The sequence below is a fragment of the Larkinella harenae genome (genome assembly GCF_054780515.1).
In genome coordinates this window covers 601,770-627,070 of record NZ_BAAGWE010000001.1, presented here as the reverse complement: position 1 = coordinate 627,070, position 25,301 = coordinate 601,770, and the positions used below count along the sequence as shown (strand labels likewise).

Annotated in this window: 21 protein-coding genes; 14 read left to right on the top strand and 7 right to left on the bottom strand. The window is 52.9% G+C overall.

Going from position 1 to position 25,301, the window contains the following annotated elements:
* Nucleotides 1-21: 21 nt before the first annotated feature.
* The 5 genes from ACYVH9_RS02550 (at nt 22) to ACYVH9_RS02530 (ending at nt 5,050) form a co-directional block, all read left to right on the top strand.
* Entirely contained in the window at nt 22-1,290 is a 1,269-nt protein-coding gene (locus ACYVH9_RS02550) for an MFS transporter (protein ID WP_460634721.1), read from the top strand.
* A gap of 10 nt (nt 1,291-1,300) precedes the next feature.
* Complete coding sequence (locus ACYVH9_RS02545) at nt 1,301-2,332, top strand: hypothetical protein (protein ID WP_460634720.1); 1,032 nt, start codon at nt 1,301-1,303, stop codon at nt 2,330-2,332.
* 41 nt (nt 2,333-2,373) lie between these two features.
* Nucleotides 2,374-3,276: a hypothetical protein gene (locus ACYVH9_RS02540; RefSeq protein ID WP_460634719.1), complete on the top strand. Its 903-nt coding sequence runs from the start codon at nt 2,374-2,376 to the stop codon at nt 3,274-3,276.
* A gap of 61 nt (nt 3,277-3,337) precedes the next feature.
* On the top strand, nt 3,338-4,258 hold the full coding sequence (locus ACYVH9_RS02535; protein ID WP_460634718.1) for a Gfo/Idh/MocA family oxidoreductase: 921 nt from the start codon (nt 3,338-3,340) through the stop codon (nt 4,256-4,258).
* Between the two features lie 3 nt (nt 4,259-4,261).
* Nucleotides 4,262-5,050: an SDR family oxidoreductase gene (locus ACYVH9_RS02530; protein WP_460634717.1), complete on the top strand. Its 789-nt coding sequence runs from the start codon at nt 4,262-4,264 to the stop codon at nt 5,048-5,050.
* A gap of 15 nt (nt 5,051-5,065) precedes the next feature.
* Here the strand turns inward: ACYVH9_RS02530 and blaOXA are convergent, their stop codons facing one another.
* Both blaOXA and ACYVH9_RS02520 read right to left on the bottom strand, forming a co-directional pair.
* A complete protein-coding gene (blaOXA, locus tag ACYVH9_RS02525; RefSeq protein ID WP_460634716.1) occupies nt 5,066-5,863 on the bottom strand; it encodes a class D beta-lactamase in 798 nt (265 codons plus the stop codon).
* A 13-nt stretch (nt 5,864-5,876) separates the two neighbouring features.
* The gene (locus ACYVH9_RS02520) at nt 5,877-7,349 is read right to left on the bottom strand and encodes a hypothetical protein (RefSeq protein ID WP_460634715.1); all 1,473 of its coding nucleotides are present in this window, start codon (nt 7,347-7,349) and stop codon (nt 5,877-5,879) included.
* Between the two features lie 196 nt (nt 7,350-7,545).
* On the opposite strand from ACYVH9_RS02520, the gene ACYVH9_RS02515 reads away from it, so the two are divergent.
* The 3 genes from ACYVH9_RS02515 to ACYVH9_RS02505 all read left to right on the top strand — a co-directional run bounded on the left by ACYVH9_RS02515 (nt 7,546) and on the right by ACYVH9_RS02505 (nt 12,137).
* Nucleotides 7,546-8,328, top strand: coding sequence for a class I SAM-dependent methyltransferase (locus ACYVH9_RS02515; protein WP_460634714.1), 783 nt, complete (start codon nt 7,546-7,548; stop codon nt 8,326-8,328).
* Nucleotides 8,329-8,614: 286 nt separating this feature from the next.
* Nucleotides 8,615-11,509, top strand: coding sequence for a carbamoyl-phosphate synthase large subunit (gene carB, locus ACYVH9_RS02510; protein ID WP_460634713.1), 2,895 nt, complete (start codon nt 8,615-8,617; stop codon nt 11,507-11,509).
* A gap of 394 nt (nt 11,510-11,903) precedes the next feature.
* Nucleotides 11,904-12,137, top strand: coding sequence for a DUF4834 domain-containing protein (locus ACYVH9_RS02505; RefSeq protein ID WP_460634712.1), 234 nt, complete (start codon nt 11,904-11,906; stop codon nt 12,135-12,137).
* A 3-nt stretch (nt 12,138-12,140) separates the two neighbouring features.
* On the opposite strand, the gene ACYVH9_RS02500 is transcribed toward ACYVH9_RS02505, so the two are convergent.
* Nucleotides 12,141-12,569, bottom strand: coding sequence for a hypothetical protein (locus ACYVH9_RS02500; protein ID WP_460634711.1), 429 nt, complete (start codon nt 12,567-12,569; stop codon nt 12,141-12,143).
* Nucleotides 12,569-13,162 (bottom strand): phosphoribosylglycinamide formyltransferase, encoded by a 594-nt coding sequence (purN, locus tag ACYVH9_RS02495; protein WP_460634710.1) that lies wholly within the window; start codon nt 13,160-13,162, stop codon nt 12,569-12,571. The genes ACYVH9_RS02500 and purN overlap by 1 nt, the downstream gene beginning before the upstream one ends.
* Nucleotides 13,163-13,238: 76 nt before the next feature.
* Between purN and ACYVH9_RS02490 the strand changes: the two genes are divergently transcribed.
* On the top strand, nt 13,239-13,865 hold the full coding sequence (locus tag ACYVH9_RS02490) for an ABC transporter ATP-binding protein (RefSeq protein WP_460634709.1): 627 nt from the start codon (nt 13,239-13,241) through the stop codon (nt 13,863-13,865).
* Between the two features lie 110 nt (nt 13,866-13,975).
* Nucleotides 13,976-15,205, top strand: coding sequence for an ABC transporter permease (locus ACYVH9_RS02485; RefSeq protein ID WP_460634708.1), 1,230 nt, complete (start codon nt 13,976-13,978; stop codon nt 15,203-15,205).
* A 113-nt stretch (nt 15,206-15,318) separates the two neighbouring features.
* Here ACYVH9_RS02485 and ACYVH9_RS02480 read toward each other — a convergent pair whose 3' ends face one another.
* Nucleotides 15,319-18,210: a T9SS type B sorting domain-containing protein gene (locus tag ACYVH9_RS02480; RefSeq protein WP_460634707.1), complete on the bottom strand. Its 2,892-nt coding sequence runs from the start codon at nt 18,208-18,210 to the stop codon at nt 15,319-15,321.
* A gap of 103 nt (nt 18,211-18,313) precedes the next feature.
* Nucleotides 18,314-19,249, bottom strand: coding sequence for a sugar phosphate isomerase/epimerase family protein (locus tag ACYVH9_RS02475; RefSeq protein WP_460634706.1), 936 nt, complete (start codon nt 19,247-19,249; stop codon nt 18,314-18,316).
* A gap of 126 nt (nt 19,250-19,375) precedes the next feature.
* Between ACYVH9_RS02475 and ACYVH9_RS02470 the strand changes: the two genes are divergently transcribed.
* From ACYVH9_RS02470 to ACYVH9_RS02460, 3 genes are all read left to right on the top strand, one after another.
* The gene (locus ACYVH9_RS02470; protein WP_460634705.1) at nt 19,376-21,061 is read left to right on the top strand and encodes a M14 family metallopeptidase; all 1,686 of its coding nucleotides are present in this window, start codon (nt 19,376-19,378) and stop codon (nt 21,059-21,061) included.
* A gap of 76 nt (nt 21,062-21,137) precedes the next feature.
* Nucleotides 21,138-22,892 carry a M14 family metallopeptidase gene (locus tag ACYVH9_RS02465; RefSeq protein ID WP_460634704.1) on the top strand — a complete coding sequence of 585 codons (1,755 nt, stop codon included), beginning with the start codon at nt 21,138-21,140 and terminating at the stop codon, nt 22,890-22,892.
* A 143-nt stretch (nt 22,893-23,035) separates the two neighbouring features.
* Nucleotides 23,036-23,971, top strand: a complete 936-nt coding sequence (locus ACYVH9_RS02460) for a hypothetical protein (RefSeq protein ID WP_460634703.1) — start codon at nt 23,036-23,038, stop codon at nt 23,969-23,971.
* A gap of 31 nt (nt 23,972-24,002) precedes the next feature.
* On the opposite strand, the gene ACYVH9_RS02455 is transcribed toward ACYVH9_RS02460, so the two are convergent.
* Entirely contained in the window at nt 24,003-24,512 is a 510-nt protein-coding gene (locus tag ACYVH9_RS02455) for a phosphoribosyltransferase family protein (RefSeq protein WP_460634702.1), read from the bottom strand.
* 195 nt (nt 24,513-24,707) lie between these two features.
* Between ACYVH9_RS02455 and ACYVH9_RS02450 the strand changes: the two genes are divergently transcribed.
* Entirely contained in the window at nt 24,708-25,277 is a 570-nt protein-coding gene (locus ACYVH9_RS02450; RefSeq protein ID WP_460634701.1) for a YcxB family protein, read from the top strand.
* Nucleotides 25,278-25,301: the final 24 nt, after the last annotated feature.

Here is a 25,301-nt window from a genome sequence, read left to right as displayed (position 1 = left end):
CTATTCCGACCCTGAGCCGTTATGAAAACCGAAACAATCGCGATTCCCTCCAAAACTGCCGCTGTTCCGGCCCGAGCCTGGCTGGTTGTCGCGCTGCTCTGCGTGGTGGGGTGCCTGAATTACCTCGACCGTATCATGATCACCACCATGCGCGATTCGATCAAGGCAGCCATCCCGATGACCGACGCGCAGTTTGGGTTGCTGACGGCGGTTTTCCTCTGGGTATACGGTTTGTTGAGTCCTTACGCCGGTTTTCTGGCCGACCGGTTCAACCGCAGCCGGGTCATTATCGGCAGTTTGTTTGTCTGGTCGCTGGTAACCTGGCTGACGGCTCACGCGACGACCTTTGAGGAATTGCTGGCAACGCGGGCGCTGATGGGTATTAGCGAAGCCTGCTACATCCCGGCGGCTATGGCGCTGATTGTCGATTACCACCGGGGGCGAACCCGTTCGCTGGCGACGGGCATCCACATTGCCGGGGTCATGGTTGGGCAGAGCCTGGGTTTTTTGGGCGGCATGATCGCCGAAAACCGTACCTGGAGCGCAGCGTTCAGTGTTTTTGGGTTGATTGGCATCGGATACGCCATGGTGCTGGCATTCTTGCTGCGCGACGCGCCGAAACCGACCGAAAAAGAAACCGCAGTCATTCCCAAAGCGGAAGAACCGGTTCGGTTTGGGGAAGCCGTCCGAAACCTGTTCAGCAAACCGGCCTTTAGCCTCTTGCTCCTGTTCTGGGCTTTGCTGGGCGTGGTGGGCTGGCTGGTGGTGGGCTGGTTGCCGACGTTTTATCAGGAGCATTTCAACCTGCCGCAGTCGCAGGCCGGACTCTATGCCACCGGTTATTTTCACACGGCCGCCCTGGTCGGTGTTTTGACCGGCGGAGCGCTCACCGACCGGGTGAGTCGCCACAATCCGCGCGGTCGGATTCTGGTTCCGGCCCTTGCGCTTTGCATTGCCGCCCCGGCCATCTTTGTCGCCAGCACCACCACGGTTTTGCCCGTCGCCATCATTGGGTTTATCTTTTACGCTTTCACGCGGGTGTTCAGCGACACCAACATGATGCCCATTTTGTGTTTGATTGCCGACGAACGTTACCGGGCCACGGGTTACGGTATTCTGAACCTGGGCAGCTGCATTGTGGGTGGGTTCGGATTGTACGCGGGTGGAGCACTGCGGGATGCGCAGGTAAGTTTTAGCCAGTTATTCCAGATTGCTACGATTTTGCTGCTGATCTGTGCCGCCACGCTATTTTGGCTTAAATCCCGAACCAACCTAAAAGCTGAAGAATAAGCCCAAACCGATGAAAAAACTTCTGCTATTCCTAACCCTGCTTTTATGCGATTTGCGGGCGGTGCTCGCGCAGGACGGTCCTTTTCCGGATTACGTTCAGGTCACCAAAATCTGGGATCAACCGCCCCACAGCGCGTTTACCGATCTTGTTTTGTTTAATAATACGTTTTACTGCACGTTTCGGGAAGGTCTTACCCACGTCGATACCACCAACAGCGGCAAGGTTCGGGTGCTGAAATCGGGCGACGGAAAGCAGTGGGAAAGCGTTGCGTTGCTGGCGATTCCGAAAATTGACCTGCGCGATCCCAAGCTGACGATTACGCCCGATAAAAAGCTGATGGTCACGATGGCTGGAGCGGTTTTCGGACCAACTGGCGGCAAAGTAAAGGTTCAGTGGATCAAGCCAATGGTTTCGTTTTCCGACAAAAAGGGCACCAATTTTTCGGCCCCGCAGCAATCGACGCTCGACCCGGCCATTTCGCCCTCCAAAGACTGGATCTGGCGTACTACCTGGCACAAGGGTACGGGGTATGCCATCGACTACCAGATCCAAACCGATGACAAATGGGTGGTTTACCTGCTGAAAACCAAAGACGGTATTCACTACGACAAAGTCTCTGATCTTGACGTAACCGGCCGGCCCAATGAATCGACCATCCGCTTCGACAAAAACGGTAACATGCTCGTTCTGATCCGCCGGGAAGCCGAAGACCAGATGGGTGTTGTGGCCGAAAGCAAAGCGCCGTATACCAACTGGACGTACCACAAAATGACAATCCGGCTGGGCGGTCCCAACTTTCTCTTCCTGAATGACCAGAAGCTGGTAGTTGGCTCCCGAAACTACGCGTCGCCGAACAAAATGGCGCTCTACCTGACCGACCGAACCGGTACCATCACCCGAACCATTCCCTTTCCCAGCAGTGGCGACGCCAGCTACCCGGGCATGGTGATTCACCAGAACAAATTGTGGGTGTCGTATTACTCGACCCACGATGGCAAATCGGCTATTTACCTGGCGCAGGTTCCGCTTGATAAGCTTTGATCATGGTCCAGTCAATGAAATTTATTTTCCTTTTTTTCATCATGATGTACGCTGCCAACCTGACCGCTTCGGCCCAAACCGTATCCGACGCTTTACGAAGCCAATGCCTTCTGGAATTGCGAACGGTTTTGAAAACCGAACAGGAATGGATTAAGGTTCATGCCGCCGAATACCTACTCTGGCTCGGCGAACCGGCTGGCGTTCAGGAGGTGTATTTGAACGAACTACGGCAGTTTGAAACCAAAGCGCCTTACCGCATTGGCATCTGGCGGGTACTGGCTCAGGCAGCTGCCAACCCGGCGGAAAAGAAAAAGTGGACCGATCAGATTGCCGCAGCATTCAAAGACCCCAACGGCCCCGACCGCATCCATGCCGCCGAAACGCTGGCGAAACTGGGAGTTTCTCCCCAAACCGTTGATGCTGAAGCAACTCGGCAGGCCATTGCGGGTAGTAACCGGGCGCTGTCGCTCTACACGTTGTGGGGAGCTTCTTTATCTGATCCGGGAGCCGTATCTGCCCACCGGCAAACGTTCCTGAAGCTGGCCCTCGCTCCCACCGAAGAAACCGCCCCCCGAAAACTCGGCGCTTTTATTGTCCGTCGGTTGGGGGGGCTGACAACCGTTGAATGGAAACGACTGGCCGAATCGGCGTTATCAGAACCCATGTCATCGGGCCTTCAACTCAATCTGGTTCATGCCGCTTTGGTAACAGCTTCGGCTGATGCCGTTCGGTCGGAACCGTATCGATTGCTCCGGGTTAAACTCCTGGCGGCCCAGCATTCTTCCGCCGTGGGAGACCAACTGGAGTTGACTGCTGCGCTGGCCGAAAAAGGGCTAGGGACTGACATCCCGGTCTTGGTTCCCCTGCTGAAGCACGAAAATGCCGACGTTCGGGCGGGAGCCGCTTACGCGATTTTGAAGATTAGCAAAAGAGCCCACCGTTGATTAACCGATTGTTCAACTAAGCGCGCGGTTTCTACCGAAGGCTCATACAACTAATAAAACTGTGGTAAGAATTGGAATTATTGGCATGAGTGCGGGCAACGCCCATCCGTACTCCTGGTCGGCCATCATCAACGGTTTTTTCGATGCCGACGAAATCAATCGGGTGGGCTACCCCGGCGTGTCGGCGTATCTAACGGCGAACCGGGATCTGCTAGGCATTCCGGGCGCGAAGGTTACGCACGTCTGGGCGCAGGATCGATCCATTTCGGAAAGCATATCCAAAGCCGTTCAGGTGGAACACGTAGTGGACGAAATGACCGATTTGATCGGATCGGTCGATGCGGTTATTCTGGGTCGCGATGATCCGGAAAATCACGTCGCAATGGCTAAACCGTTCATCGAAGCGGGCATCCCACTTTTTATCGATAAACCGCTGGCTGGCAACCTGAGCGATCTGACTTATTTTGCCGAACAGGTGGCTAACGGAAAGTTTATCATGTCGTGTTCCTCCATGCGTTACGCTACCGAATTGCGGGCAGTCAAGAACGATTTTGCCGCGCTGGGCAAACTGCAACTGGCGACGTCGGTGGGCAAGAAGGATTGGATTCGGTACGGTGTTCACATGCTGGAAGGCCTGTTTATGGTGCTGGACGATCCGACGCCCGTTTCCGTCCGGCACGTTGGGCGCGACGGGGGCGATGTGGTTTACCTGGAATTTGCCGACGGGTTGCAGGCAACGGTGCATCTGTTCATGGACATTGCCCTGACCTTCCAGATTTCGCTGTTCGGCAAAGACGGCTGGCGACTGATTGAGGTCAAAAACTGGTTCGGTATGTTCCGCGACAATTTAATCGAGTTTATCCGTTCGGTAGAGGAAAACAAACCCCGTTTGGCGTTTTCAAAAACTGAAAATATCATCCGAACCCTGCTGGCGGCTCAGGAAAGCTTATCGCAGGGCGGCAGAATCGTTTATCTGAATTGATCAATGACGGATCTATTTACAAACGCGTTTGGTCTGACCGGGAAAGATATCTGGGTGATTGGCGGAGCGGGCTACCTGGGTCAGGCTACGGTACGGCTGCTTCAGGCTGCCGGGGCCAATGTTCTTTGTGCCGATCTGGAAGAGCGGGCAGCCGCTTTTTTGCAGACCGCCCACCTGCCGCAGGTCACACCGGTTTCCCTCGATATTTGCCAGGGAGCGAGCATTAATGAATTCGTTGCCCACCAGATCGAAAGCCGCGGGATACCGCACGGCTTGGTCAATCTGGCCTTTGCATCGACCGGCAAGCGTTTGGAGGAACTAACCGAACAGGATTTCGACGAGGTGAATCATGGCGGACTTACTGCTACGTTTCTGCTGGCGCGCCGGGTGGGTCAGGAAATGGCGCACGCGGGCCGGGGCAGTATTGTGCTGTTTTCTAGCATGTACGGATCGGTTTCCCCCGATCCGGCGGCTTACGAGGCTCCGATGAACAAAAATCCGATTGAATACGGCGTTGGCAAAGCCGGAATCATTCAGATGACCCGTTACCTGGCCGTTCACTGGGGACGACAGGGCGTGCGCTGCAACTGCATTTCGCCGGGTCCATTTCCGAATCCGGTGGTTCAGCAACACGAACCGGCTTTTGTGGAACGACTAGCCCAGAAAACGCCGTTGGGGCGCGTGGGCCAATCACCTGAAATAGCGGGTTCGGTAGCCTTTTTGCTTTCTGATGCCGCTTCGTATGTGACGGGGCAGAACTTGTTTGTCGATGGCGGCTGGACGAGCTGGTAACCTTCATCCGGTTTTTTAAAGCACGCCCAATTCGCTCAGAATGGATTCGGTAATTTGACGGCGGGCCGGCACAAATGCATCGGGAACGGGTTTTGGACTTTCGATGTTTGTGGCGAAGTAGTAAACCTTATCGCCTTTTTCAACGTAGCCGACAAACCAGCCAATGTTGGGATAGGCAGTTCCGCCCGCCCAGCCCGTTTTGCCGTACAGTCGAACTCCCGGCTTTTCCTCAATCAGCATAATCTTCTTCAGGATCGCCAGATTGTTCTTCGCAAATGGCACCTTTTCTTCGTGTAGCCGGCGCAAAAAAGCCACCTGTTCTTCCTGCGTAATCACGGATTTGCCTTCCAGCCAGAACTTATCCAGGGTATTGGCAGTGATGTCCATTTTGCCGTAGCCGGTTTTGCGCACCCATTCCTGCATACGCTTCAGGCCCACTTTTCGGGCAACCTCCTGGTAACAGGGCACGCACGACACTTTGAACGCCGTTTCGAGCGTATTGTCCCGGTTCCAGGCATCCACCTCCCGCTTAACACTATCCCATTTCATCAGGGTGTTTTCATCCTTCAACACGCCGGTTTCCAGGCCAATCAGCGTGTTCAGAATTTTATAGGTAGACGCGGGCAGAAAGCCTTTCCGGGTCCGCTCAAAATTGTAGGCGGTGTAATGGTCACGCTGCGGGTCGTAAAGCAGAAACGATCCTTTCAGCTTTTTGTCGGTAAAAAACCGTTCAAAATCCGGCCGTTCGGTGATGGAAGCCGTTCGATAACTCATCAACAGCAACAGAGCGGCCAGCGCAACCAGCGTCTTCATGGGAAACAGGTCATTACGGTTTCGACGAAATCGATTGAATCTTGGCGAATTTACCAGCGCCACCCTTTTCGCCAAACGCGGGTTCAAAGCCCATTTGAATGATGGTACCTTTCCAGGTGGGAACTTTCGTCATGTCGATTTCGTAGGTGCGGAATTGACCATCGTTGATAATCGGGAAGTCCACATAATTACCAGCCACGAATTCGGGGTCACCCGGCACAATCCACCGCAGCCGGGAGTGGGTCGCATCGCTTTTAAAAGCGGCTCGCACGTACACTTTCGGCATGTCGGCAGCCTGCCACATCTCGTACGGTCCAATCATCAGAAGGCTACCGTTGTCGAGCGGAATATCCAGCTCATTCCTGATGGGCCAGCCCCGGTCCACTCCTCCGTAGTACCACCACGACTGCCGGTCATTGACAAAACGGTAATCCGGGGTAGTTCGGGGGCGGGGTTGTGAATATACATAACTCCGGATTTCGTTCAGCGATCCGAGAATTAAGGTGTAATCGTACTGATACTGAATGTTATGGTCGATCACTTCGTACCCGGAGGGCGTAATGTACCCCGTTGTAAAATCAAATTCGCCACCGGTGGGCGAGGTGCCGAAGGTGCCGCCAATAAAATACTGGTGGTCGTGCTTGTAAACCCCCAGTCCCCAATCAGAATTATTGACCATCGCCATCCAATTCTCGCCCGAAATCATGGCTTTTCCGCCAAAGATTTCGTTGACCGTCTGACTCGTTGCTTTTGTCACACCGTCGTTGGTGAATGGGCGGGTTCCGGTATACGATACAATATGCCGAAAGGGAGCGTTCAGGAAAACGGCCGGCAGTTCCTGCGGTTTAGCCGAATATTGCTTCGTGTCGGACCGGGCATTGTTCAGTCGGTGACGCACTTTTACGGTATTCTTATCGAGTGTAATCCAGGTTTCGATGGTACACTCGGCGGGTTCATTGTTGTTGGGCCAGAGCAACGGAGCGGTTTTGACGTAAATTTCCCGCCCGTCGTTCCGGGTTTCGAGCACTTTGGAACGGTTTCCGAAAACGTCACCCGACATGATGGGGTTCCAGCCGAGTTCTTTCCATTCCGGATGGGGCTGTCGGCCCCCTGGAGCAAACGGCGTGGGACCCGAATAAAATGACGCCTGAATCTGGCGGCCTGAATCCCAGTTATTCACCAGATTCTGCCCATTGGCCGAAGCGGCCAGGTAGGTAATGGCCCCGCCCATATTCAGGTCGATGCTTAACCGAATCGAACCATTATCTATATAGGAAGGGCGGGCAGGTGGATTTGGCAAACCGGTGATTGGCGAAACACCGGGGCCGCCGGAACCGGGATTATTGGGCGAACCGGGATTGCTGGGGTCAGAACCCGTACCCGACTGCACGGAGGGCGTCCGCCATACCCTTTCTTCGTATTTATAACAGCCTGCTAACGTCAGACCAACCACTCCAATCAAAATCCAGGCACGTCGACGTATCATCATGTTCATTCCAGTTAAGAGATTTGTTGTACCAGCCAGTTGCTAAAAACTAATTCTTGTAAAATGTCAAATCTGGGTTAAGTTTACAAAATAATGCCTTTAATGTTTAACTTGCTGACTATTAAAAACAAAAGTCTTTTCATATATGGGTCTTAAAAGCCTGATTCCCAATCCGATAAAAACGGCACTAAAAAATGTGATCCCCATCTCAGTCATTGATCAGCTAGAGATCATTACTGGCGAACGGGATGTGCTCACTCCCCCATCCCGGATGATTTTTATCGGTGATGGCGACTTCAAGAAAGTCGGTAAACTGACGATTGACCGCATGCGGGAGATCGGCAGTCTGAAGCCCACCGATCGCGTTCTGGATGTAGGAAGCGGGATTGGCCGGCTGGCGGTTCCATTAACCGAATACCTGAAGGCACCCGGCGGGTACGACGGTATCGAAATTGTGAAAGATGGAGTCGACTGGTGCAATAAGGAGATTCGGAAACGGTTTCCGAACTTCAACTTTCACCATCTGAATGTGTATAACAAAATGTACAACCCGAAGGGAACGATGCAGGGCCACGAACTGCGGTTTCCGTTTGAGGCATCAACCTTCGACTACGTCATTTTGAACTCGGTCTTTACCCACATGCTCGAAGCGGATTTTGAGCGGTATCTGGCCGAAATTTCACGGGTTCTGAAAAAAGGCGCCCGTGGCTACATCACCATGTTTTTGCTCAATGATGAATCCCGCAAACTGAACGCCGACGGGAAGAACAAATACGAGCGCCATCTGACGCCGTTTACGGACAAAACGATGGTGTATTTGCAGGATCTGCCCGAGAGTATGATTGCCTTTGACGAAACCTACGCCCGGGAAGCTTTCGAAAAAGCCGGGCTGACCATCCGCGATGTTAAGTTTGGAAACTGGTGCGGTCGGGAAAATACCGTCGACTACCAGGACTTGCTGTTCATTAGCAAAAAATAAGCTTTTTTGCCGTTATGCGGGCGATTTAAGGCATAACGGCAAAAACATTTAAAAATTTTCTTCGAAATTCATCGGCATCTACTAATTTTGTGGGATTTTTGACCATACCGAAACAGATTGGCCTAGAAACGACGAAACGGTTCGCCCTGTGACTGCGTTCCGGCTGCTTTGCCAACCTGTTTTCGCTTCGGGCCAGTACGTTTCAGGGGGTCAGGAACAGTGATTGTTTTTTGCTGCGGTTCAACGGTTTTGCCGCAGCGATTCATTATTCATTTTCCTCACTGTAATGCCCAAAGATTCTTCCATTCGTTCGATTCTTATTATTGGCTCCGGCCCCATCGTTATTGGTCAGGCGTGTGAATTCGACTATGCGGGTTCACAGGCGGCCCGGTCGCTTCGCGAAGAAGGGATCGAGATCTCGCTGATTAACTCGAACCCGGCCACCATCATGACGGATCCCATCAATGCGGATTACGTCTACCTGAAGCCGCTCGAAAAAAAATCCATTGTCGAAATTCTCAAGAAGCATCAGGAAGAAGGGCACCCGATCGATGCGGTTTTGCCCACAATGGGTGGCCAGACGGCGCTGAACCTGGCTATCGAGTGCGACAAAGCCGGTGTCTGGACCAAATACGGCGTTCGCATCATCGGTGTGGACATCAAAGCCATCGAGACAACCGAAGACCGGGAGAAATTCCGGCTAAAAATGATCGAGCTGGGTGTCGGTGTTTGCCAGGGGCGCACGGCCCGTTCCTTTCTGGAAGGAAAAGAAATTGCGCAGGAAATTGGCTTTCCGCTCGTTATCCGCCCTTCGTTTACCCTGGGCGGAACCGGGGGCGGTTTTGTGGACCGGCCCGAAGATTTTGATAAAGCCCTGAATAACGGTTTGCACGCATCACCGGTTCATGAAGTACTGATCGAGCAGTCGGTGATGGGGTGGAAAGAATACGAGCTGGAACTGCTGCGCGACGGTGCCGGTAACTTCATCATCATCTGCTCCATCGAAAACTTCGACCCGATGGGGATTCACACGGGCGATAGCATCACTGTGGCCCCGGCCATGACGCTGCCCGATACGCTGTACCAGAAAATGCGCGATCTGGCCATCAAGATGATGGACGGTATCGGAAAATTTGCGGGTGGTTGTAACGTTCAGTTCTCGGTTAATCCGGTCAACGACGACATTATCGCCATCGAGATCAACCCGCGCGTTAGCCGCTCGTCGGCCCTGGCCTCGAAAGCAACGGGCTATCCCATTGCTAAAATTGCCGCTAAAATGGCGATTGGCTACAACCTGGACGAATTAATCAACCCCATTACCGGTTCAACCTCGGCGTTCTTCGAGCCGGCCATCGACTACGTCATCGTAAAAGTACCACGCTGGAACTTCGATAAGTTTCCGGGTTCTGACCGCTCACTCGGTTTGCAGATGAAATCGGTGGGTGAAGCGATGGGGATTGGCCGCAACTTCCAGGAAGCCTTGCAGAAAGCCTGCCAGTCGCTCGAAATCCGGCGTAATGGTCTGGGTGCCGACGGCAAGGAACTGACCGATCAGGAAGCCATCAAACACAGCCTGGCCAATCCGAGCTGGAACCGGTTGTTCCATATTTACGATGCGTTCAAAGCGGGTCTGTCCTTCAAAACCATCCAGAACCTGACCAAAATCGACAAGTGGTTCCTGTACCAGATTGAAGAAATGGTGGAACTGGAACGCGAAATTGGTCACTACGACCTGGAAGATGTACCGCCCGCGTTAATTCTGAAAGCCAAGCAGAAAGGCTATGCCGACCGCCAATTGGCGCACCTGCTGGGCGTGAAAGAAAGCAAAATTTATAACTTCCGGCAGGAACACAACATCCGGCGCGTCTTCAAATGCGTGGATACCTGTGCCGCCGAGTTCGAAGCCCGGACTCCCTATTATTACTCAACCTTCAACAGTCCGCAACTACCGGTTGAGGGTGTTGAAGCCCCCGAAACAGGCGCGCTGCCGGTTGGCGTTCTGGCCGGTAATGAATCGGTCACCAGTGACCGGAAAAAAGTTGTGATTCTCGGATCAGGGCCTAACCGGATCGGACAGGGTATCGAGTTCGACTACTCCTGCGTGCACGGTGTCCTGGCCGCCAAGGAGGCAGGTTACGAGACGATCATGATCAACTGTAACCCCGAAACCGTTTCGACCGACCCGGACATTGCCGATAAGCTTTACTTTGAGCCGGTGTTCTGGGAGCACGTTCATGCCATCATCATGCACGAAAACCCCGTGGGTGTGATAGTACAGCTGGGCGGACAGACGGCCCTGAAAATGGCCGAAAAACTAACGCGTTACGGTATCAAAATCATCGGAACGGATTACGAATCGCTTGATTTAGCCGAAGACCGGGGCCGATTCTCCGCCCTGCTGCGGGACCACAACATTCCGTACCCGAAATTCGGGACGGTGCGCGGTTCCGACGAAGCCGTCGAGCTGTCGCGCGAACTCGGGTTTCCGCTGCTGGTGCGGCCCAGCTACGTTCTGGGCGGTCAGAGCATGAAGATTGTGCTGAACGAACAGGAACTGGAGCAGCACGTCGTCAAGATTCTGCACGACATTCCGGACAATAACATTCTGCTCGATCACTTCCTGGAGAATGCCATCGAAGCCGAAGCTGACGCCATCTGCGACGGCGAAGATGTGTATATTATCGGTATCATGGAGCATATCGAACCGGCGGGTATTCACTCCGGCGATTCTTATGCCGTACTGCCGACGTTTGACTTGAGTGAGACCGTGATCAAGCAAATTGAAGAGCATACGCACACCATTGCCAAGGCGCTGAACACGGTTGGACTGATCAACATTCAGTTTGCGATCAAAGACGAAAAGGTATACATCATTGAGGCCAACCCCCGGGCATCGCGGACGGTGCCGTTTATCTGCAAAGCCTATCAGGAACCGTACGTCAACTACGCAACGAAGGTGATGCTGGGCGAGAAAAAGGTGAAGGATTTCGATTTCAAACCGGTAAAAAATGGCTACGCCATCAAGATTCCGGTGTTCTCCTTCAATAAATTCCCGAATGTAAACAAGGAGCTTGGACCCGAAATGAAATCGACTGGTGAAGGCATTTATTTCATCGATGACCTGGAAGACGAGTTTTTCCAGAAGGTGTATTCCGAGCGGAATTTGTACCTGAGCCGGTAAACGGAGGGCCTATCCAACTACTAGTTTGTTGCCGGTATTCACAACTTATTACGTGAATACCGGCTTTTTTATTTTCTCAAAAACGTATTCATCACAGAAATCTTTATACAATTCAAGCCCCGTGTTTGAAAGTTCAATAACGCTTCCTCCCACAAAGCTCGAGTAAGTATACGCTCCTCATTGTTCTTTGGCTTGATAGTCCACCCTCCAATACCACCCAGCGCCACCCGCCCACGATTAACCGTTGTGGTTCGTTGGTCAAAAAATTACCATTCAAACCGGAAAGCAGGGAGTATATCCAATAATAGGGGCAATCTTCAAGAGTAGGGCAACTGTTTTTCGGGCTTTTACGTTATACTTGTAGTATCAGAACCGACACCGAATGTTGTTCAGCATGATTTTCAAATTCTTATTCGTCCTTATCTTATTGATTGCGTTCGTACCGCCAGTACGACGGTTTTTCTTCTGGCTGCTGGTGGGCCGGCAACTGGCCAAAGAACAACGCAAAGCAAATCAGCAATATTACCAGGGCCGCGAAGGGGAAACCCGCGTCCACACCTCCCCTCCAGGTGCGAATGAATCCAAACTGAAGGGTGGTGAGTATGTTGATTACGACGAAGTAAAGTAAGGCTCACTGCCCTACTTCCCGCTCCTTTTGGTATTTGACGGCCATGCCCCGCATTGAGTATCCATTGACCGTGGCGGAACTGTAATATTGGTACCGTACCGATATCAGTGCATCGGCCCCTAGTTTTTTGGCCTGCATGGTCAGCCGCGCCAGCATCAACTCCTTCTGCTCTACGTTGTTGCCCCGTTGCATCAGGCGGCCTTTCTGCGGTTTTTGCTGGTCAACCAGCGGAACTTCCTCCTTGTATTCCATCCATTCCATCTCGGTAAATGGCCGGTCGGGCTGCTGATTTTCATAGAACACATCCACCGGATAATGGGGTGACATGGAAATGGGAATAGCCGGACGAAAACAGCCCGCCAAAACCGTCACCAATACCATCATCATAGCTGCCCAACCCGACGCATTTCCTCTTTTTAATTGATCATCCATCAATCCATTCTTTTTAATACATCCACAACAATTTCCGGGTAATGCTGATGCTCCAGCACCTGCACTTTTCGGGCCACATCTTCGGGTGTATCCTGCGGATCGAGTTCACAGGATGCCTGGAAGATAACATCTCCCTCGTCGTACCGCTCATTCACGTAATGAATCGTGATACCCGACTGCGCTTCACCGGCGGCTACCACTGCTTCGTGCACAAAATGACCGTACATGCCTTTGCCGCCGTATTTCGGCAACAGGGCCGGGTGAATGTTGATAATCCGTTTGGGAAACGCGTTGACCAGCATTTCCGGTATCAGCCACATGAAGCCCGCCAGCACAACCAGATCAATTTCCTGCTTTCGCAATACATCCACAATACGGTTGCTTTCATAAAACGTGGCTCGGTCAAACACCAGCACTGGAACGTGCAGCTTTCGGTCGGCACCAAAGCCCCGGCGCGCCCGGTCAATAATGCCGGCCTTCGGGTTGTTGGATAGGATCAGGGTGACTTCAAGATCGGGATGATCAGTCAGGTAACCGGCGATTTTCTCCGCATTGGTTCCGGAGCCGGACGCAAAAATGGCAATTCGCTTCATGGATTATTAAACAATAGAAAATGCAATAACGCTACAAACCTACGTATCTTTAGCAAAATTTGATGATATTAGCCCTATGCTTCAATCGCATCAACTCACCTTTTCGTACTCACCAACCAAGCGGTTTTCGTTCCCGGATATTCGCTGCAATGATCGCGAAGCGGTTTTGATCCTGGGAAATTCCGGTACCGGCAAAACTACTTTTCTGCATTTGCTGGCCCTGCTTCTGCGTCCCGAGAGCGGTTCCATCACCATTGATCAAACCGACCTGACTCAATTATCACCGGCAAAAACGGCCAGCTTCCGGGCGGCTCACGTGGGTATCATCTACCAGAAACCGCACTTTGTCAGCTCCCTTTCAGTGATGGAGAACCTGCTCATGGCGAACTACCTGGCCAACAAACCGCAGGATAAAAACCGGGCGCGCGAACTGGCGGCTCACCTGGGTTTTGCCGATCATCTGGACAAACGCACCCACCAGATGAGCCAGGGCGAACAACAGCGCGTCAGCATCGCCCGTGCCGTGATGAACAAACCGGGGGTCATCCTGGCCGACGAGCCCACGTCCAGTCTCGACGATGTCAACTGCGCCCGGGTAGTGGCTCTACTGCGCGAACAATCCGAACAAATCGGTGCTAGTCTGATTGTCGTCACGCACGACCAGCGGCTGAAAGACGAATTTTCAAATCAGGTGATTTTATAAAGTGTTTCGTTAAAATTAGTTTAACGTTGATGGTTTTTCTGGCCAACCCGTTGAAATAAAGCGGATTGCTTCTAACCATGAACCCTAAACTAAAAACAGACTAACTCGCTATGAATCTGTTAAAAATAAGCTGGGCCAATCTGAAAGACAAACCGCTCAGCAGTTTCCTGAGTGGCTTACTGATGACGCTTGGCATCACCATCATCTCCCTGCTGCTGCTGCTCAACAAGCAACTGGATGAGCAGTTTTCCCGCAACGTCAAAGGCGTTGACATGGTGTTAGGCGCCAAAGGTAGTCCGTTGCAGCTCATCCTGTCGAGTATTTACCAGATTGATGCGCCAACGGGCAACATTCCGCTGGACGAAGCCGAACGGCTGACCCGCAACCCGATGATCAAAACCGCTATTCCACTGTCGATGGGCGATAGTTACCAGACATTCCGGATCGTTGGTACCAATAAAAAATACGTCGACCATTTCGAGGCCACAGTTGGCGAAGGTGCCTTGTTTCAGAAAAACCTTGAAGCCACTATTGGTGCCCGCGTGGCCGAGGTGACCGGTTTGAAAATCGGCGACACTTTTTCGGGTTCACACGGCCTGGACGGCGAAGGCGAAGAACACGGTGATACCCAATACAAGGTGGTCGGTATTTTCAATCCGAGCAATACTGTGATTGACCAACTGATTTTGACACCCTTGTCCAGCGTCTGGGCGATTCACGAGCACCACGAGGAACACGAAGGCGACGATGTGGAAGCGCTGGAAGAAGGCCACGATCATGAGCACGAAGCCGAAGCACCCCGCGAAATCACAAGTATGCTGATCAAATTTCGGAATCCGCTGGGCATGATGATTGCGCGGGGCATCAACAACAACTCCAAATTGCAGGCGGCTTTGCCTTCCATCGAGATCAATCGGCTGTTTTCGCTACTAGGTGTTGGCGTCGATACACTGCGCGGACTAGCCGTGGCCATCATGCTTATTGCCGGAATCAGCGTGTTTGTATCGCTCTATAATTCGCTGAAGGAACGCAAATACGAAATGGCCCTGATGCTATCGATGGGGGCTGGACGAACGCAATTATTCGGGATGCTCTTGCTGGAAGGGTTAGTACTGTCGCTAATCGGCTTTGTGCTCGGCCTGGTGCTGAGCCGCGTTGGTCTGCTATTTCTCTCCACCCGGACCGAACAAAGTTTCCATTACTCCCTGAATAACCTGAGCATTTTGTCTGAAGAATGGCTGGTGCTCGGCGTAGCGGTTTTGATCGGCATTCTGGCTGCGGCCCTTCCGGCGCTGGGCGTTTACCGGATGAACATCTCCCGGACGCTGGCAGAGGAATAGTGTAGGGTTTTGGGGTGGTTTAAAGTGTACGGTGGCTACGCCCGTGAATTAAGAAGGCGTCCGTCCCGGCGGAGAACCGCACCGTACACTTTAAACCGTAAATCGTCTCCCTGTCAATTCGTTCCGCCGGTTTCTCGCAGCATCTCGACCCAGCCTTTGTAAACTTCAGCCGGAGCGTTGCAATTCAGGCGCTTAAACTTCACCCGAACCTGATAATGGTACAGACCACCGGGCAAGTCCTGTCCCCGGTCGGTTTTACCATCCCACTGCAAGCTCAAATCGTTACTCCGGTAAACCGCTACTCCCCAACGATTCAAGACCAGCAGTTCAGCCGATTCAACGAACCGTGGGCATTGCATAGGCTGAAAAACATCATTTTTACCATCCCCGTTCGGGGTAAACACATTAGGCATTTTCAGAATCGGGCAGTTGTCTTTGCACACCCGGTTGCTGGGCACGCTTTCCTGGCCACTCCGACTCACGGCCGTTATGTAATAACAGCCCGCGAATGACGTCAGATTTTCGTGCCGATACGACAGGACAGCCGCATCAATGGTGGTCAGCAATTGGGGTTCATCCCCTTCACAGGCCGCATAATATAGGTTGTAGTTCACCAGATTCTGCTCACAATCGCCCGACGTAGGGCGCTGCCAGCTCAGGTTATTGGCAAAGGTCGTCTGGTTACAAAATGCATCATCGGTCAGATCAGCGCAAATCAGCGTATCAATCGCCAGTACCGGCGGACAGGGCCGGGTCGTATCGATCGGTGATGCGCAAACACCTTGTGAAAAATTGTAAAGCAGCGTCGTCGGCTGCGGAGCGGCATACCGACCTACGGTTTCGACCCGGTAGCAATAATTACTGTCGAGGTCCATCGTCACCGGCACGACCCCGTCGGCGGCATAGGTATCTGTTCCGGTATCGGTATAGGTGTAGGTATTGGGCCCCTGCACCGTTACGTCGGCAATTCGATTAAAGGGTCCGTTAGGCCCCGTTGTGCTGCGGTAAAGGCGATGCACCTGGTTATCGTTATTCCAGGGGGTACTCGCCTGCCAATTGAGTTGTATCCGGCGCACGCCAGCAGTGGCCGTTAATCGCACCGAGCTGGCATTTTCAGTGGCATCCAACCGCTGCAATTGCCCCGAAGCAGGGTCGGTGATATAAAACTCAATGCGGTAACGGTATGCGTTGGCCACGGTATTCAATCCCCGGTCAACGTAAACCGTATCGGCCACGTTGGGCTGGAGCGTAGTCGTGATGGCGGCAATTTGGGTAAAATCGCCCCCCTCCAGGCCCGTAGCCCGCAACAAACGGTACTGAAAAGGCCCCGCATCCTGCAAATTGACACCGGGTGGGCGGGTCCAGCGTACCGTAATAACGCCCCGCGTATCGTACGTACTATCGACGGTAACGTGGGTGATCAACGGTACTTGCTGGGGCAAGTTCACGCAGACCTCTTCCGAAACCACGCTCTGCCCGTAAGCCGGTCGCGGGTATTGCACCACAATGCGGTAGCTGTACTGCACCCCGCGAGCGAGTCCGGCTCCGTTGTTATTGTCAGTAAAATTGGTTTGTCCGATCGGAACACGACCTACTTCCACATACCCCGATCCGGCCGGAATACCCGTCTCGCAGGCCTCCGGCGTGATGGTGGCACAGCCTTCCCGGCGGTAAATAACCATTTCGGCAGTGGCTGGTGGTGCCGCATTACCGCAGTTGTAAGCCGCCCAGTTCAGGGCAATGGCCCGACCGGCGGCATCAACGGCGGGCCGGGCGGTTAGATTCTGGGGCCGGGGTGCGTAAACCCGAATCCGGAACGAACCCAGTGTAGCCAGCTGCGTCTGCCCCGCACGCGGAAAATCGACGACACGAAAAACCACATTGTAAGGCTCTTCCCGAACGTGGGCGCAGTTGGTTTGCCACCTGAAAGTACTCGTCAGGGGGCTGTTTTGAATGCCGCCCGGCGTTAGGGTTGCCGCTGGAGGGGCAACCAGGGGCAGCGTCGCATTATCCGGCCCCCGGTTGAACGGCCCACCGTAACCCGTTAGTTCGATCCGGTTTCCGTCTGGATCGGTGGCCGTAATGGTCTGGTTGATCAGCGTACCCGCTTCGACGCAGATCTCCTCCGGCACGAGCAATTCCGGTCGTCGATTGATCGAAGGCGTTACAATAATTTGTACATCCCGGACTACTTCGCCGATTTTGACCCCATCGCGCCATTCTTCTACAATGAAGGCAATGTTGTATTGCCCCTGTTCGGCGGGTGCATCCCAGCATACGTCTCCTGTAATGGGGTTGACGGTCAGCGTCGCCGGGCCGGAGCCGGTTTCCGTCACCGGGTTCTGGCCAATTCGGGAAGGATCTATATAACCGGCCACAAAAACCGGATCGCAGGACGCATCATCCGCTTCGTACAATCGTCCGGAAGGTGTATACAACCGGTAAGCCAGACTGTCGCCATCGGCATCGAAAGCGGCCGGGTTGTGGCACCATTTCTGGCCAACACGAGCCGAATCCAGCGGAGGGTTCAACAGAACCGGCGTACTGTTAAGCCCCAGATTGGCATTGACGACGATGGTGGTCCGCAGCTTGAAGCTGGTTTGAACGGAAACCGGAATATTACGGGTATTTTCGTTCCGATTGATGATGGTACAACTGATTTCGTACGTGCCCGGCCCGGGATAGGTATAAGTCGTCCGGTATATATTGATACTGGTGTTAGGGTTGATATTCCGGGTTTCGGCATCAACGCGCGGGACACGTCGCATTTGCTGTCCAACCCCGAAGCAGAAGTTCACATCGATCTGGCTGCGGGCGGCATTGAGTCCACCGGTTGGCCCCGGTCGCATGTCGTAATAAACCGTCAGGGTTATCTCGTACGTGAGTGAATTAGAGGAAATCCGTCGCGTCGTTATTTCTCCCGCCCGAACGTGCGTTGCCAGCGCATCCGAAACCGTGATCAAACTCAATAATGCCCCTAAAAACAGAAGTACATACTTTTTCATAGAGAACAGGGATATTTCATATAAACGCCCTGTCCTCTTCTTTGTGCATACCAGTGGATCGTTTTATCGAAAATATATACCGAGTGGCCAGAAGCCCGAAACCTCATCCGCCAAAAACCGTTTCAACATACGCCAGATCCTGCCGATGGGCCGCCAGGGCATCCAGTGTGTTTGGCGATTGCTTTTCAATACACTGCTCCAGCACCAGATGCGGCCGGACACCCAACGTTTTTAGCTCTTTTGCCAGACGAAGGTAGTCAATGTCGCCTGGCCCGAAGGTTTCGGCCCAAATACCGTTGTTCGACTGCCGAAGGTGCAGTTCCGTAATCCGTTTACCGTAGAGTTTGACAATATCAAACAGCGCCACCTGCGAATTGCCGGAGCCGCGGTAAATCCAGTGTACATCCAGGCAAAGCGACACATTGCGGGGATCCGTTGCCAGCATCATGTGGTGAAATTCGCGGGCGGAGTTCCGCATTTCCACGTCGTGGGTATGGTACGAAAGCGTCATGCCGCGTTTTTTGAGTTCCGCCCCCAGCCGGTCGAGATTAGCCGCCTGAACAGCCAATTCTGCATCGGTTTTGTCTGCCACATTTCCTCCTTTGAGCGGACTCGGGTTGGTCACCACAAGGCGGGCCCCCAATGGGCGGGCTGCGTCGGCAATGGCCGTTACTGTCGCCAGCGTTTTATCGGCTTCGTCGGCCTTATGCAGCGTACTGTTGACATACAGCGAATGCATTTCCAGTTTGTGCTTTTTCAGCAAGGGTGCCAGTTTTTGAATATCAACCGCTGAGTTGACCGAGGGTTCATACCCTTTGATACCTGAGTTGGCAAAATCGGCCAGCGACGCATCCAGATCCGCCGACCAGCTGCGCCCCTGCCGCTGGTAGAAGGTGTGCCAGGTGTATTGGTTGCAGGCAATGTGTGGCTTTTTGATAGCAACAGTTTTGCTGGCGGCCCAACCGTCCAGCTTTGTAAAATGAACCAGTCCGGCCAATCCGGCCAGGGATTGTAAAAAAATACGGCGATCCGTAGCCATGTTCTCTAAGTTAAGGTAAGGGTGGTTTCGTTGGGCAATCGATTGGCAGAAAGTTACTGATCTTTCCGGCAATTTCTCTAATTTAGAGCGTCACTCCGTCATTCAAACGTTGGTTACCCCTTTTTCATGAAATATCGTTACCTCCCAGTTCTGCTGGCGAGCACATTCACCTCTTGTTTAGCCCTTTTCACGTCTGTGCAGGCTCAGGCCCCGTCTCCCGGCTCCTACTCATCAGCCTCTCAGCTCTCCAACCGCTTAAAAGCCCTGACAACCCGCTACAAATCACTGTCCACGCTTCAGTCGCTTGGCAAATCACCCGGTGGCAAAGACGTCTGGCTGCTGACACTCGGTCGCGGAACGGCGGCTCAAAAACCGGCTATTGCGCTCGTAGCCGGAGTTCATGGTCCGCACCTGGCCGGAACCGAACTGGCCGTTCAACTGGCCGAAAAGCTGCTGGCGGCCTCGAACCAGGACAGCGTAGCGCGGTTACTCGACAGCAAGACGTTTTACATTTTCCCCAGCATCAACCCCGACGCGCAGGAGCAATTTACCGCCCGACCGCGTTATGAGCGAACCGGCAACGGAACCGATACCGACGATGACCGCGATGGCCGTTTGAACGAAGACCCGTTTGAGGATTTGAACAAGGACGGTTTGATTACGCAAATCCGCGTAGAAGACCCAACCGGCGCTTTTATTCCCAGCAAAGACGACCCGCGCGTGTTGATCAAAGCCGATCCGGCCAAAGGTGAAGCGGGGCGTTATCTTCTGCTTTCGGAAGGTGTTGATAATGATAAAGACGGCATGTTCAACGAAGATGGCGCGGGGGGTGTTGCGCTGGACAAGAATTTTACGTTCGACTATCCGTTCTTTACGCCGGGCTCGGGCGAAATGCCCGTATCGGAACCCGAAAACCGAGCATTGCTTGATTTTCTGTACAAAGCCCCGAACGTCTATGCCGTCTTTACCTTCGGCCCCTACAACAACCTTTCAGAAGCCCCCAAATTCGACCGCGCCAAAACCGTCCGGCGCATCATTACCGGCTTACTGGAGAAAGATGCCACCGTTGGTGAACAGGTTTCGAAATTATATAATGGCCAAACCGGTCTGAAAGACGCTCCGCCAATGCCACCCACCAAGGGGAACTTTGCCCAAACCGCCTATTACCATTACGGTCGGTTCAGCTTTTCGACACCGGGCTGGTGGGCACCCAAAACCGTTGCTCCCGCCGATACAGCCAAAAGCAAAGCTCCAGGTGCGGCCAAACCGTCGGATAACGAAGACGTGAGGCTGCTGAAATGGGCCGATGCGAACAACCTGCGTGATGTTTTCGTCAACTGGCAGTCTATCGAACACCCCGATTTTCCCGGCCGTAAAACCGACGTAGGCGGAATTGTTCCCTTTGCCCGCTTGAACCCGCCGGTTTCGTTTTTGAACGATGTGGCGGAGAAACACCTGAAATTTCTGACGGTTTTTGCCCGCCGGATGCCCGTCATCGACGTGGTGAATGTACGGACGGAATCGCTGTCGGGCGGCCTGACGCGCGTGACGGCGCAGGTTGTCAACCGGGGGTTGCTCCCAACGGGTTCCGAAATCGGTGACCGGGTGCGGTTTGTTCCCAAGATGAAAATCGAACTGCGAACCGGAAACGACCAAACCGTGGTATCGGGCCGGAAACGGATTCTGCGCAGCCCGATGGCGGCTGGCGAATCGATGGAAGTCACGTTTCTCGTCTCCGGCACGGGTCGAGCCACGCTCGAAGCCGGCAACGCCATGACCGGCACCAAATCAATCGACATCACCCTCAAATAAAACCCTGATGTTCTCTGATTAACTCTGAGATATAGTTGTTACACAGAATAATCAGAGGGAGTCAGAGAAAGGATACATGAAAAAACTATTCTTATTCTTAGTAACTGCCCTGCCGTTTGTGGGGCTGGCGCAGCAAAAACCGGCGCAGAACGATGATCTAACCGGTTTGCGGGCTGTGGGGTCGCCCGCCAATCCGAAGGTGCCCATGCGCTGGAACCATTACAACGACTACGCTGGCATCACCAAATTCTGCCAGGACATGGCGAAGGCGCATCCGAATCTGATTCGGGTTGAATCCATGGGGAAAACCTTTCAGGGCCGGGATTTGTGGGTACTGGTTGTCAGCGATTTCAAAACCGGCAATGTAGATCGCAAGCCGGGTTTTTACATCGATGGCAACATTCACTCGAACGAGTTGCAGGGTTCGGAAATCGCCATGTACACGGCCTGGTACCTTGCCGAAAACTTTGGCACAATCGAATTCACGACGCAGTTGCTCAAGGATAAAGTGTTTTATATCGCACCCAGCATCAACCTCGACGCCCGGGAAGATTTCATCAAAAACCCGAACAATCCGAATTCGCCCCGCTCGGGACTGATGCCGTTTGACGACGATGGCGACGGCGAAGTGGACGAAGACAAGTATGACGACCTGGACGGCGACGGAAATATTGTGCTGATGCGCCGGAAAACACCGTTGGGGCGCATGAAACAGGACCCCAACGACCCGACGCGCATGATCCCGGCGAAACCCGACGAACCCGGTGAATACGAAATGCTGGGCTATGAAGGCATCGACAACGACGGCGACGGACTGGTGAACGAAGATGTAGCGGGCCGCTACGATCCCAACCGCGACTGGGGCTGGGGCTGGCAACCGGATTATATTCAGGGCGGGGCGCTGTTTTATCCCGGAACACTACCGGAAACGCAGGCCATCAAAAAATACATCATGAGCCACCCGAACATCGCCGGAGCCCAGAGTTACCACAATTACGGCGGGATGTTTCTGCGGGGGCCGGGTGCCGAAGAAGACCAGCAGTATTACAATCCGAGCGACATTGCCGTGTATGATGTGATCGGACGCACGGGCGAAAAAATCATCCCCGGCTACAATTACTACGTGATTTACAAGGATTTGTATACGGTTTACGGGGGCGAAATCGACTGGCTGGCGCTGGGCCGGGGCATTTTCACGTTCTCCAATGAATTGATGTCTTCCTACCTGTTGTTCCGCCAAAAACCGGGCGAAAGCAATCGGTTTCAGAACGACGAGTTCAATCAGTTTGGCAAATACCTGCTGTTCGATGACGCCTACGTGCCCTGGAAACCGTTCAAACATCCGCAGTATGGCGATATTGAAATTGGTGGCCCCAAGAAGAATTACATCCGGAATCACCCCGGTTTTATGCTCGAAGAAGATGCCCACCGGAACATGTCATTTACGCTGTTCCACGCCTACCAGACGCCTAAACTGGACGTTCAGGCCATCACGAGCAAACCGCTCGGCAACGGCTTGACGGAAGTGACGGCAACCATCATCAACCAGCGCGTTATTCCGACGCATTCATCGCACGACATCCGGTTCAAGATCGAGCGTCCTGATTACATCACGCTGAAGGGAGCCAACCCGCTGGCGGGCATGATCGTGGAAAATGCCGACCTGAACATCACGAAGGAGCAGAGAAATAACCCCGCTACGATTGAAGTGCCTAATATTCCGGGCATGGGTTACGTAAAAGTCCGCTGGATTGTGAAAGGGGGCCGCAGTGGCAAATACACGGTTTCAGTCGACAGCCGGAAAGGGGGCGTTGTTGAGAAAACGTTGTAGCTCAGAACGGTTTTGTTGAATTTGCGCTCATCAGCGGACATCAGATAACCAAAGGACTCGTCTGTTTGTTTACAAAGAAGTCAAAAAGTAAGCTTATTGGCTCCTTTTCAAACCGGTCCGCTTTGGTCTCATTCAGCTTTATGATGCAGCACGTATTTCGCTTACTTTTTTGGGGCATCGGCTTCCATGCGCTCGTTTCCTGCAACGTATTCAAACCGTCGTCAATGCGGGTGTCAGATCGCTATTGTGAGCCACCGATTCAATACCGCTATGATTCGACGTATTTTCCCAAGCCCACCGATCAGGCGCTCCGGGAATTTAGCAGTAGTCTGCTGCAACGGTTTTCCAAGCATGATCTTTTACTGGCCAATGCCGTCGGAATCTTGCCGTTGTTACAAGAAGAAAATCAATTGATTTCCAATACCAGCCTGGAAGGGAAGATAACGTTGCTGCAAAAAAGGCAGCAGATTCTAAACCGGCTGATGCTGGCCTCTACGCAAATAGCCAGTTTGGCCGCCGAACTGGATTGTGAGGGTGAGCGCGCCGAACAGCTGGCCACGTATTTGGATAAGCGCGACGAACAGCGCATCCGGCGTCTTACTATTTATTCCGTCATTCTGGGGGCTGCTACAACCGTTGCCACGTCTTTGATTCCGGGTGAAAAACCCAGTAATATTGTTGGAATTGGGGGTGGCGTGGTCAGTGCGGGGCTGAGCGGTATCGCGGCTTTTCAATCCAACCAGACCGTACCCTTCAAGCATGCCCGCAATTTGCTGACCGATATCTGGAAGCAACCTCGGGAATCAACGGTTTACCCCCCAATGGTCTGGTATGTTTTGACCGAAAAATCATTTAGCAATGATGGTCAGTATAGCCTAAGCCATAACATCCGTCAACGTTGGCAAAGCTTTGTAGTGGATAACGATTCGCCCGAGGAAGTAGCTTTGTATTTTACGGAAGGAGGAAACTACCAGGCCGATGATCTTCACAATCGCGCCAACATGCTTAATCAGCTTCAGTCATCCATCCGTTCCATCGACCAGGATTTGCAGAGTTTAGTACTGTCGCTTTCCCGATAAACCGTTCTTGGCAACCCGTACCATCGTGACTTTACCGGAGGTATACCCCAATCCGTTCTTCGTCGCTCAGGATCACTTCCACGTGCTCGGTCAGCGTGGTGGATAGTTTGTAGCCAATGTAGTCGGCGGCAATGGGGTAGCGTTTGTGGTCCCGATCAACAATAACGGCCACTTTCAGGCTGATCAACGGCACATTCAGAAACGGTTGCAGCGCAAACGCCAGCGTTCGGCCCGAGTTCAGCACATCATCGACCACTACCACGGATTTATTCGTAAAAACCGTTTCTTCCGCATTCAGGTGAATAGGAGGCTGCTGCTTGATGGTTTTATCCAGGTTAATCTCCATCACCTTGATTTCCAGGGGCGCAATTTGCCGGAGCACATCTGCCAGGCATCCGGCCAGTACATATCCTTCACCCGACACCCCCGCCAGAATCACCTCCGATTCTTCAAAATTGTTCTCATAAATTTCAAACGCGATCCGACGGATTTTCTGCTCTACCTGCACACGCGTCAAAATCTGGGTCATTTCGGAAGTCATATACGCTTTATTAAAAATGAAAATTAACCGAAAAGGGTGAATGCTCAAAATAAACAAAGCCTTTTCGTATTTTTGCAACTTCGTTAGACGAGAGAGCTGCAACGGCAGACCGTTGGGACAGCGATGAAAGACGTCGAATCTCTTTTTCCTTCTCCTCCTGTCTAATGGCTCTTGTCTATTAAGTTCTTTATTTCAATGATTATCAAAACCAAAAAATACGCACTCGACCAGAAAACCTACATCAGTCTGGCGATGCGTAGCTGGGTAAAACAAAACTGGTACTGGGCCTTTGTGCCACTGGGACTTATCATTGCCAATGCCATTCTGAACGTAACAGGCGTTTATCCGAACTGGTGGCTCTACCTCGTCATCGTTCTGCTCACCATCCTGTATGTACTCTTCTGGGCGGTGCAATTTACGGGCATTACGCAAATGGAACAGACTAAAGCGCTGTTTCAGAAGTACGTCTACGAAATCGACAGCCGACAGATTCTGATGAAATTGAATGCCCGCGAAGGTGGAATTCTGAAGTGGGATCAGATTCGCAGCGTGACCAAAGACAAAGATGCCTATGTTATGGTAGTGTCCAACGATCAGGCAACGAACGGGATGAAGGTCAACTGGCTGGCTAAAATCGTGGCCAAAGGCATGAAGGATGCGCAGTTTCTTTACCTGCCGTACTCCATCTTCACAACCGAGAATGAACTCAGATTCATGGACACCCTCCTGAAGCGGAAAGGCTATCTAGCGGACGGGAAAGAGTAAGAAAGCACAAAAAGAGGAAAGCAG

Excerpts from the sequence above, each read along its gene's own strand:
- ACYVH9_RS02550 (WP_460634721.1), top strand. The coding sequence starts at position 22 with ATGAAAACCGAAACAATCGCGATTCCCTCCAAAACTGCCGCTGTTCCG.
- ACYVH9_RS02545 (WP_460634720.1), top strand. The coding sequence starts at position 1,301 with ATGAAAAAACTTCTGCTATTCCTAACCCTGCTTTTATGCGATTTGCGG.
- ACYVH9_RS02540 (WP_460634719.1), top strand. The coding sequence starts at position 2,374 with ATGATGTACGCTGCCAACCTGACCGCTTCGGCCCAAACCGTATCCGAC.
- ACYVH9_RS02530 (WP_460634717.1), top strand. The coding sequence starts at position 4,262 with ATGACGGATCTATTTACAAACGCGTTTGGTCTGACCGGGAAAGATATC.
- blaOXA (WP_460634716.1), bottom strand. The coding sequence starts at position 5,863 with ATGAAGACGCTGGTTGCGCTGGCCGCTCTGTTGCTGTTGATGAGTTAT.
- ACYVH9_RS02520 (WP_460634715.1), bottom strand. The coding sequence starts at position 7,349 with ATGATACGTCGACGTGCCTGGATTTTGATTGGAGTGGTTGGTCTGACG.
- carB (WP_460634713.1), top strand. The coding sequence starts at position 8,615 with ATGCCCAAAGATTCTTCCATTCGTTCGATTCTTATTATTGGCTCCGGC.
- ACYVH9_RS02505 (WP_460634712.1), top strand. The coding sequence starts at position 11,904 with ATGATTTTCAAATTCTTATTCGTCCTTATCTTATTGATTGCGTTCGTA.
- ACYVH9_RS02500 (WP_460634711.1), bottom strand. The coding sequence starts at position 12,569 with ATGGATGATCAATTAAAAAGAGGAAATGCGTCGGGTTGGGCAGCTATG.
- purN (WP_460634710.1), bottom strand. The coding sequence starts at position 13,162 with ATGAAGCGAATTGCCATTTTTGCGTCCGGCTCCGGAACCAATGCGGAG.
- ACYVH9_RS02490 (WP_460634709.1), top strand. The coding sequence starts at position 13,239 with ATGCTTCAATCGCATCAACTCACCTTTTCGTACTCACCAACCAAGCGG.
- ACYVH9_RS02485 (WP_460634708.1), top strand. The coding sequence starts at position 13,976 with ATGAATCTGTTAAAAATAAGCTGGGCCAATCTGAAAGACAAACCGCTC.
- ACYVH9_RS02480 (WP_460634707.1), bottom strand. The coding sequence starts at position 18,210 with ATGAAAAAGTATGTACTTCTGTTTTTAGGGGCATTATTGAGTTTGATC.
- ACYVH9_RS02475 (WP_460634706.1), bottom strand. The coding sequence starts at position 19,249 with ATGGCTACGGATCGCCGTATTTTTTTACAATCCCTGGCCGGATTGGCC.
- ACYVH9_RS02470 (WP_460634705.1), top strand. The coding sequence starts at position 19,376 with ATGAAATATCGTTACCTCCCAGTTCTGCTGGCGAGCACATTCACCTCT.
- ACYVH9_RS02465 (WP_460634704.1), top strand. The coding sequence starts at position 21,138 with ATGAAAAAACTATTCTTATTCTTAGTAACTGCCCTGCCGTTTGTGGGG.
- ACYVH9_RS02460 (WP_460634703.1), top strand. The coding sequence starts at position 23,036 with ATGCAGCACGTATTTCGCTTACTTTTTTGGGGCATCGGCTTCCATGCG.
- ACYVH9_RS02455 (WP_460634702.1), bottom strand. The coding sequence starts at position 24,512 with ATGACTTCCGAAATGACCCAGATTTTGACGCGTGTGCAGGTAGAGCAG.
- ACYVH9_RS02450 (WP_460634701.1), top strand. The coding sequence starts at position 24,708 with ATGATTATCAAAACCAAAAAATACGCACTCGACCAGAAAACCTACATC.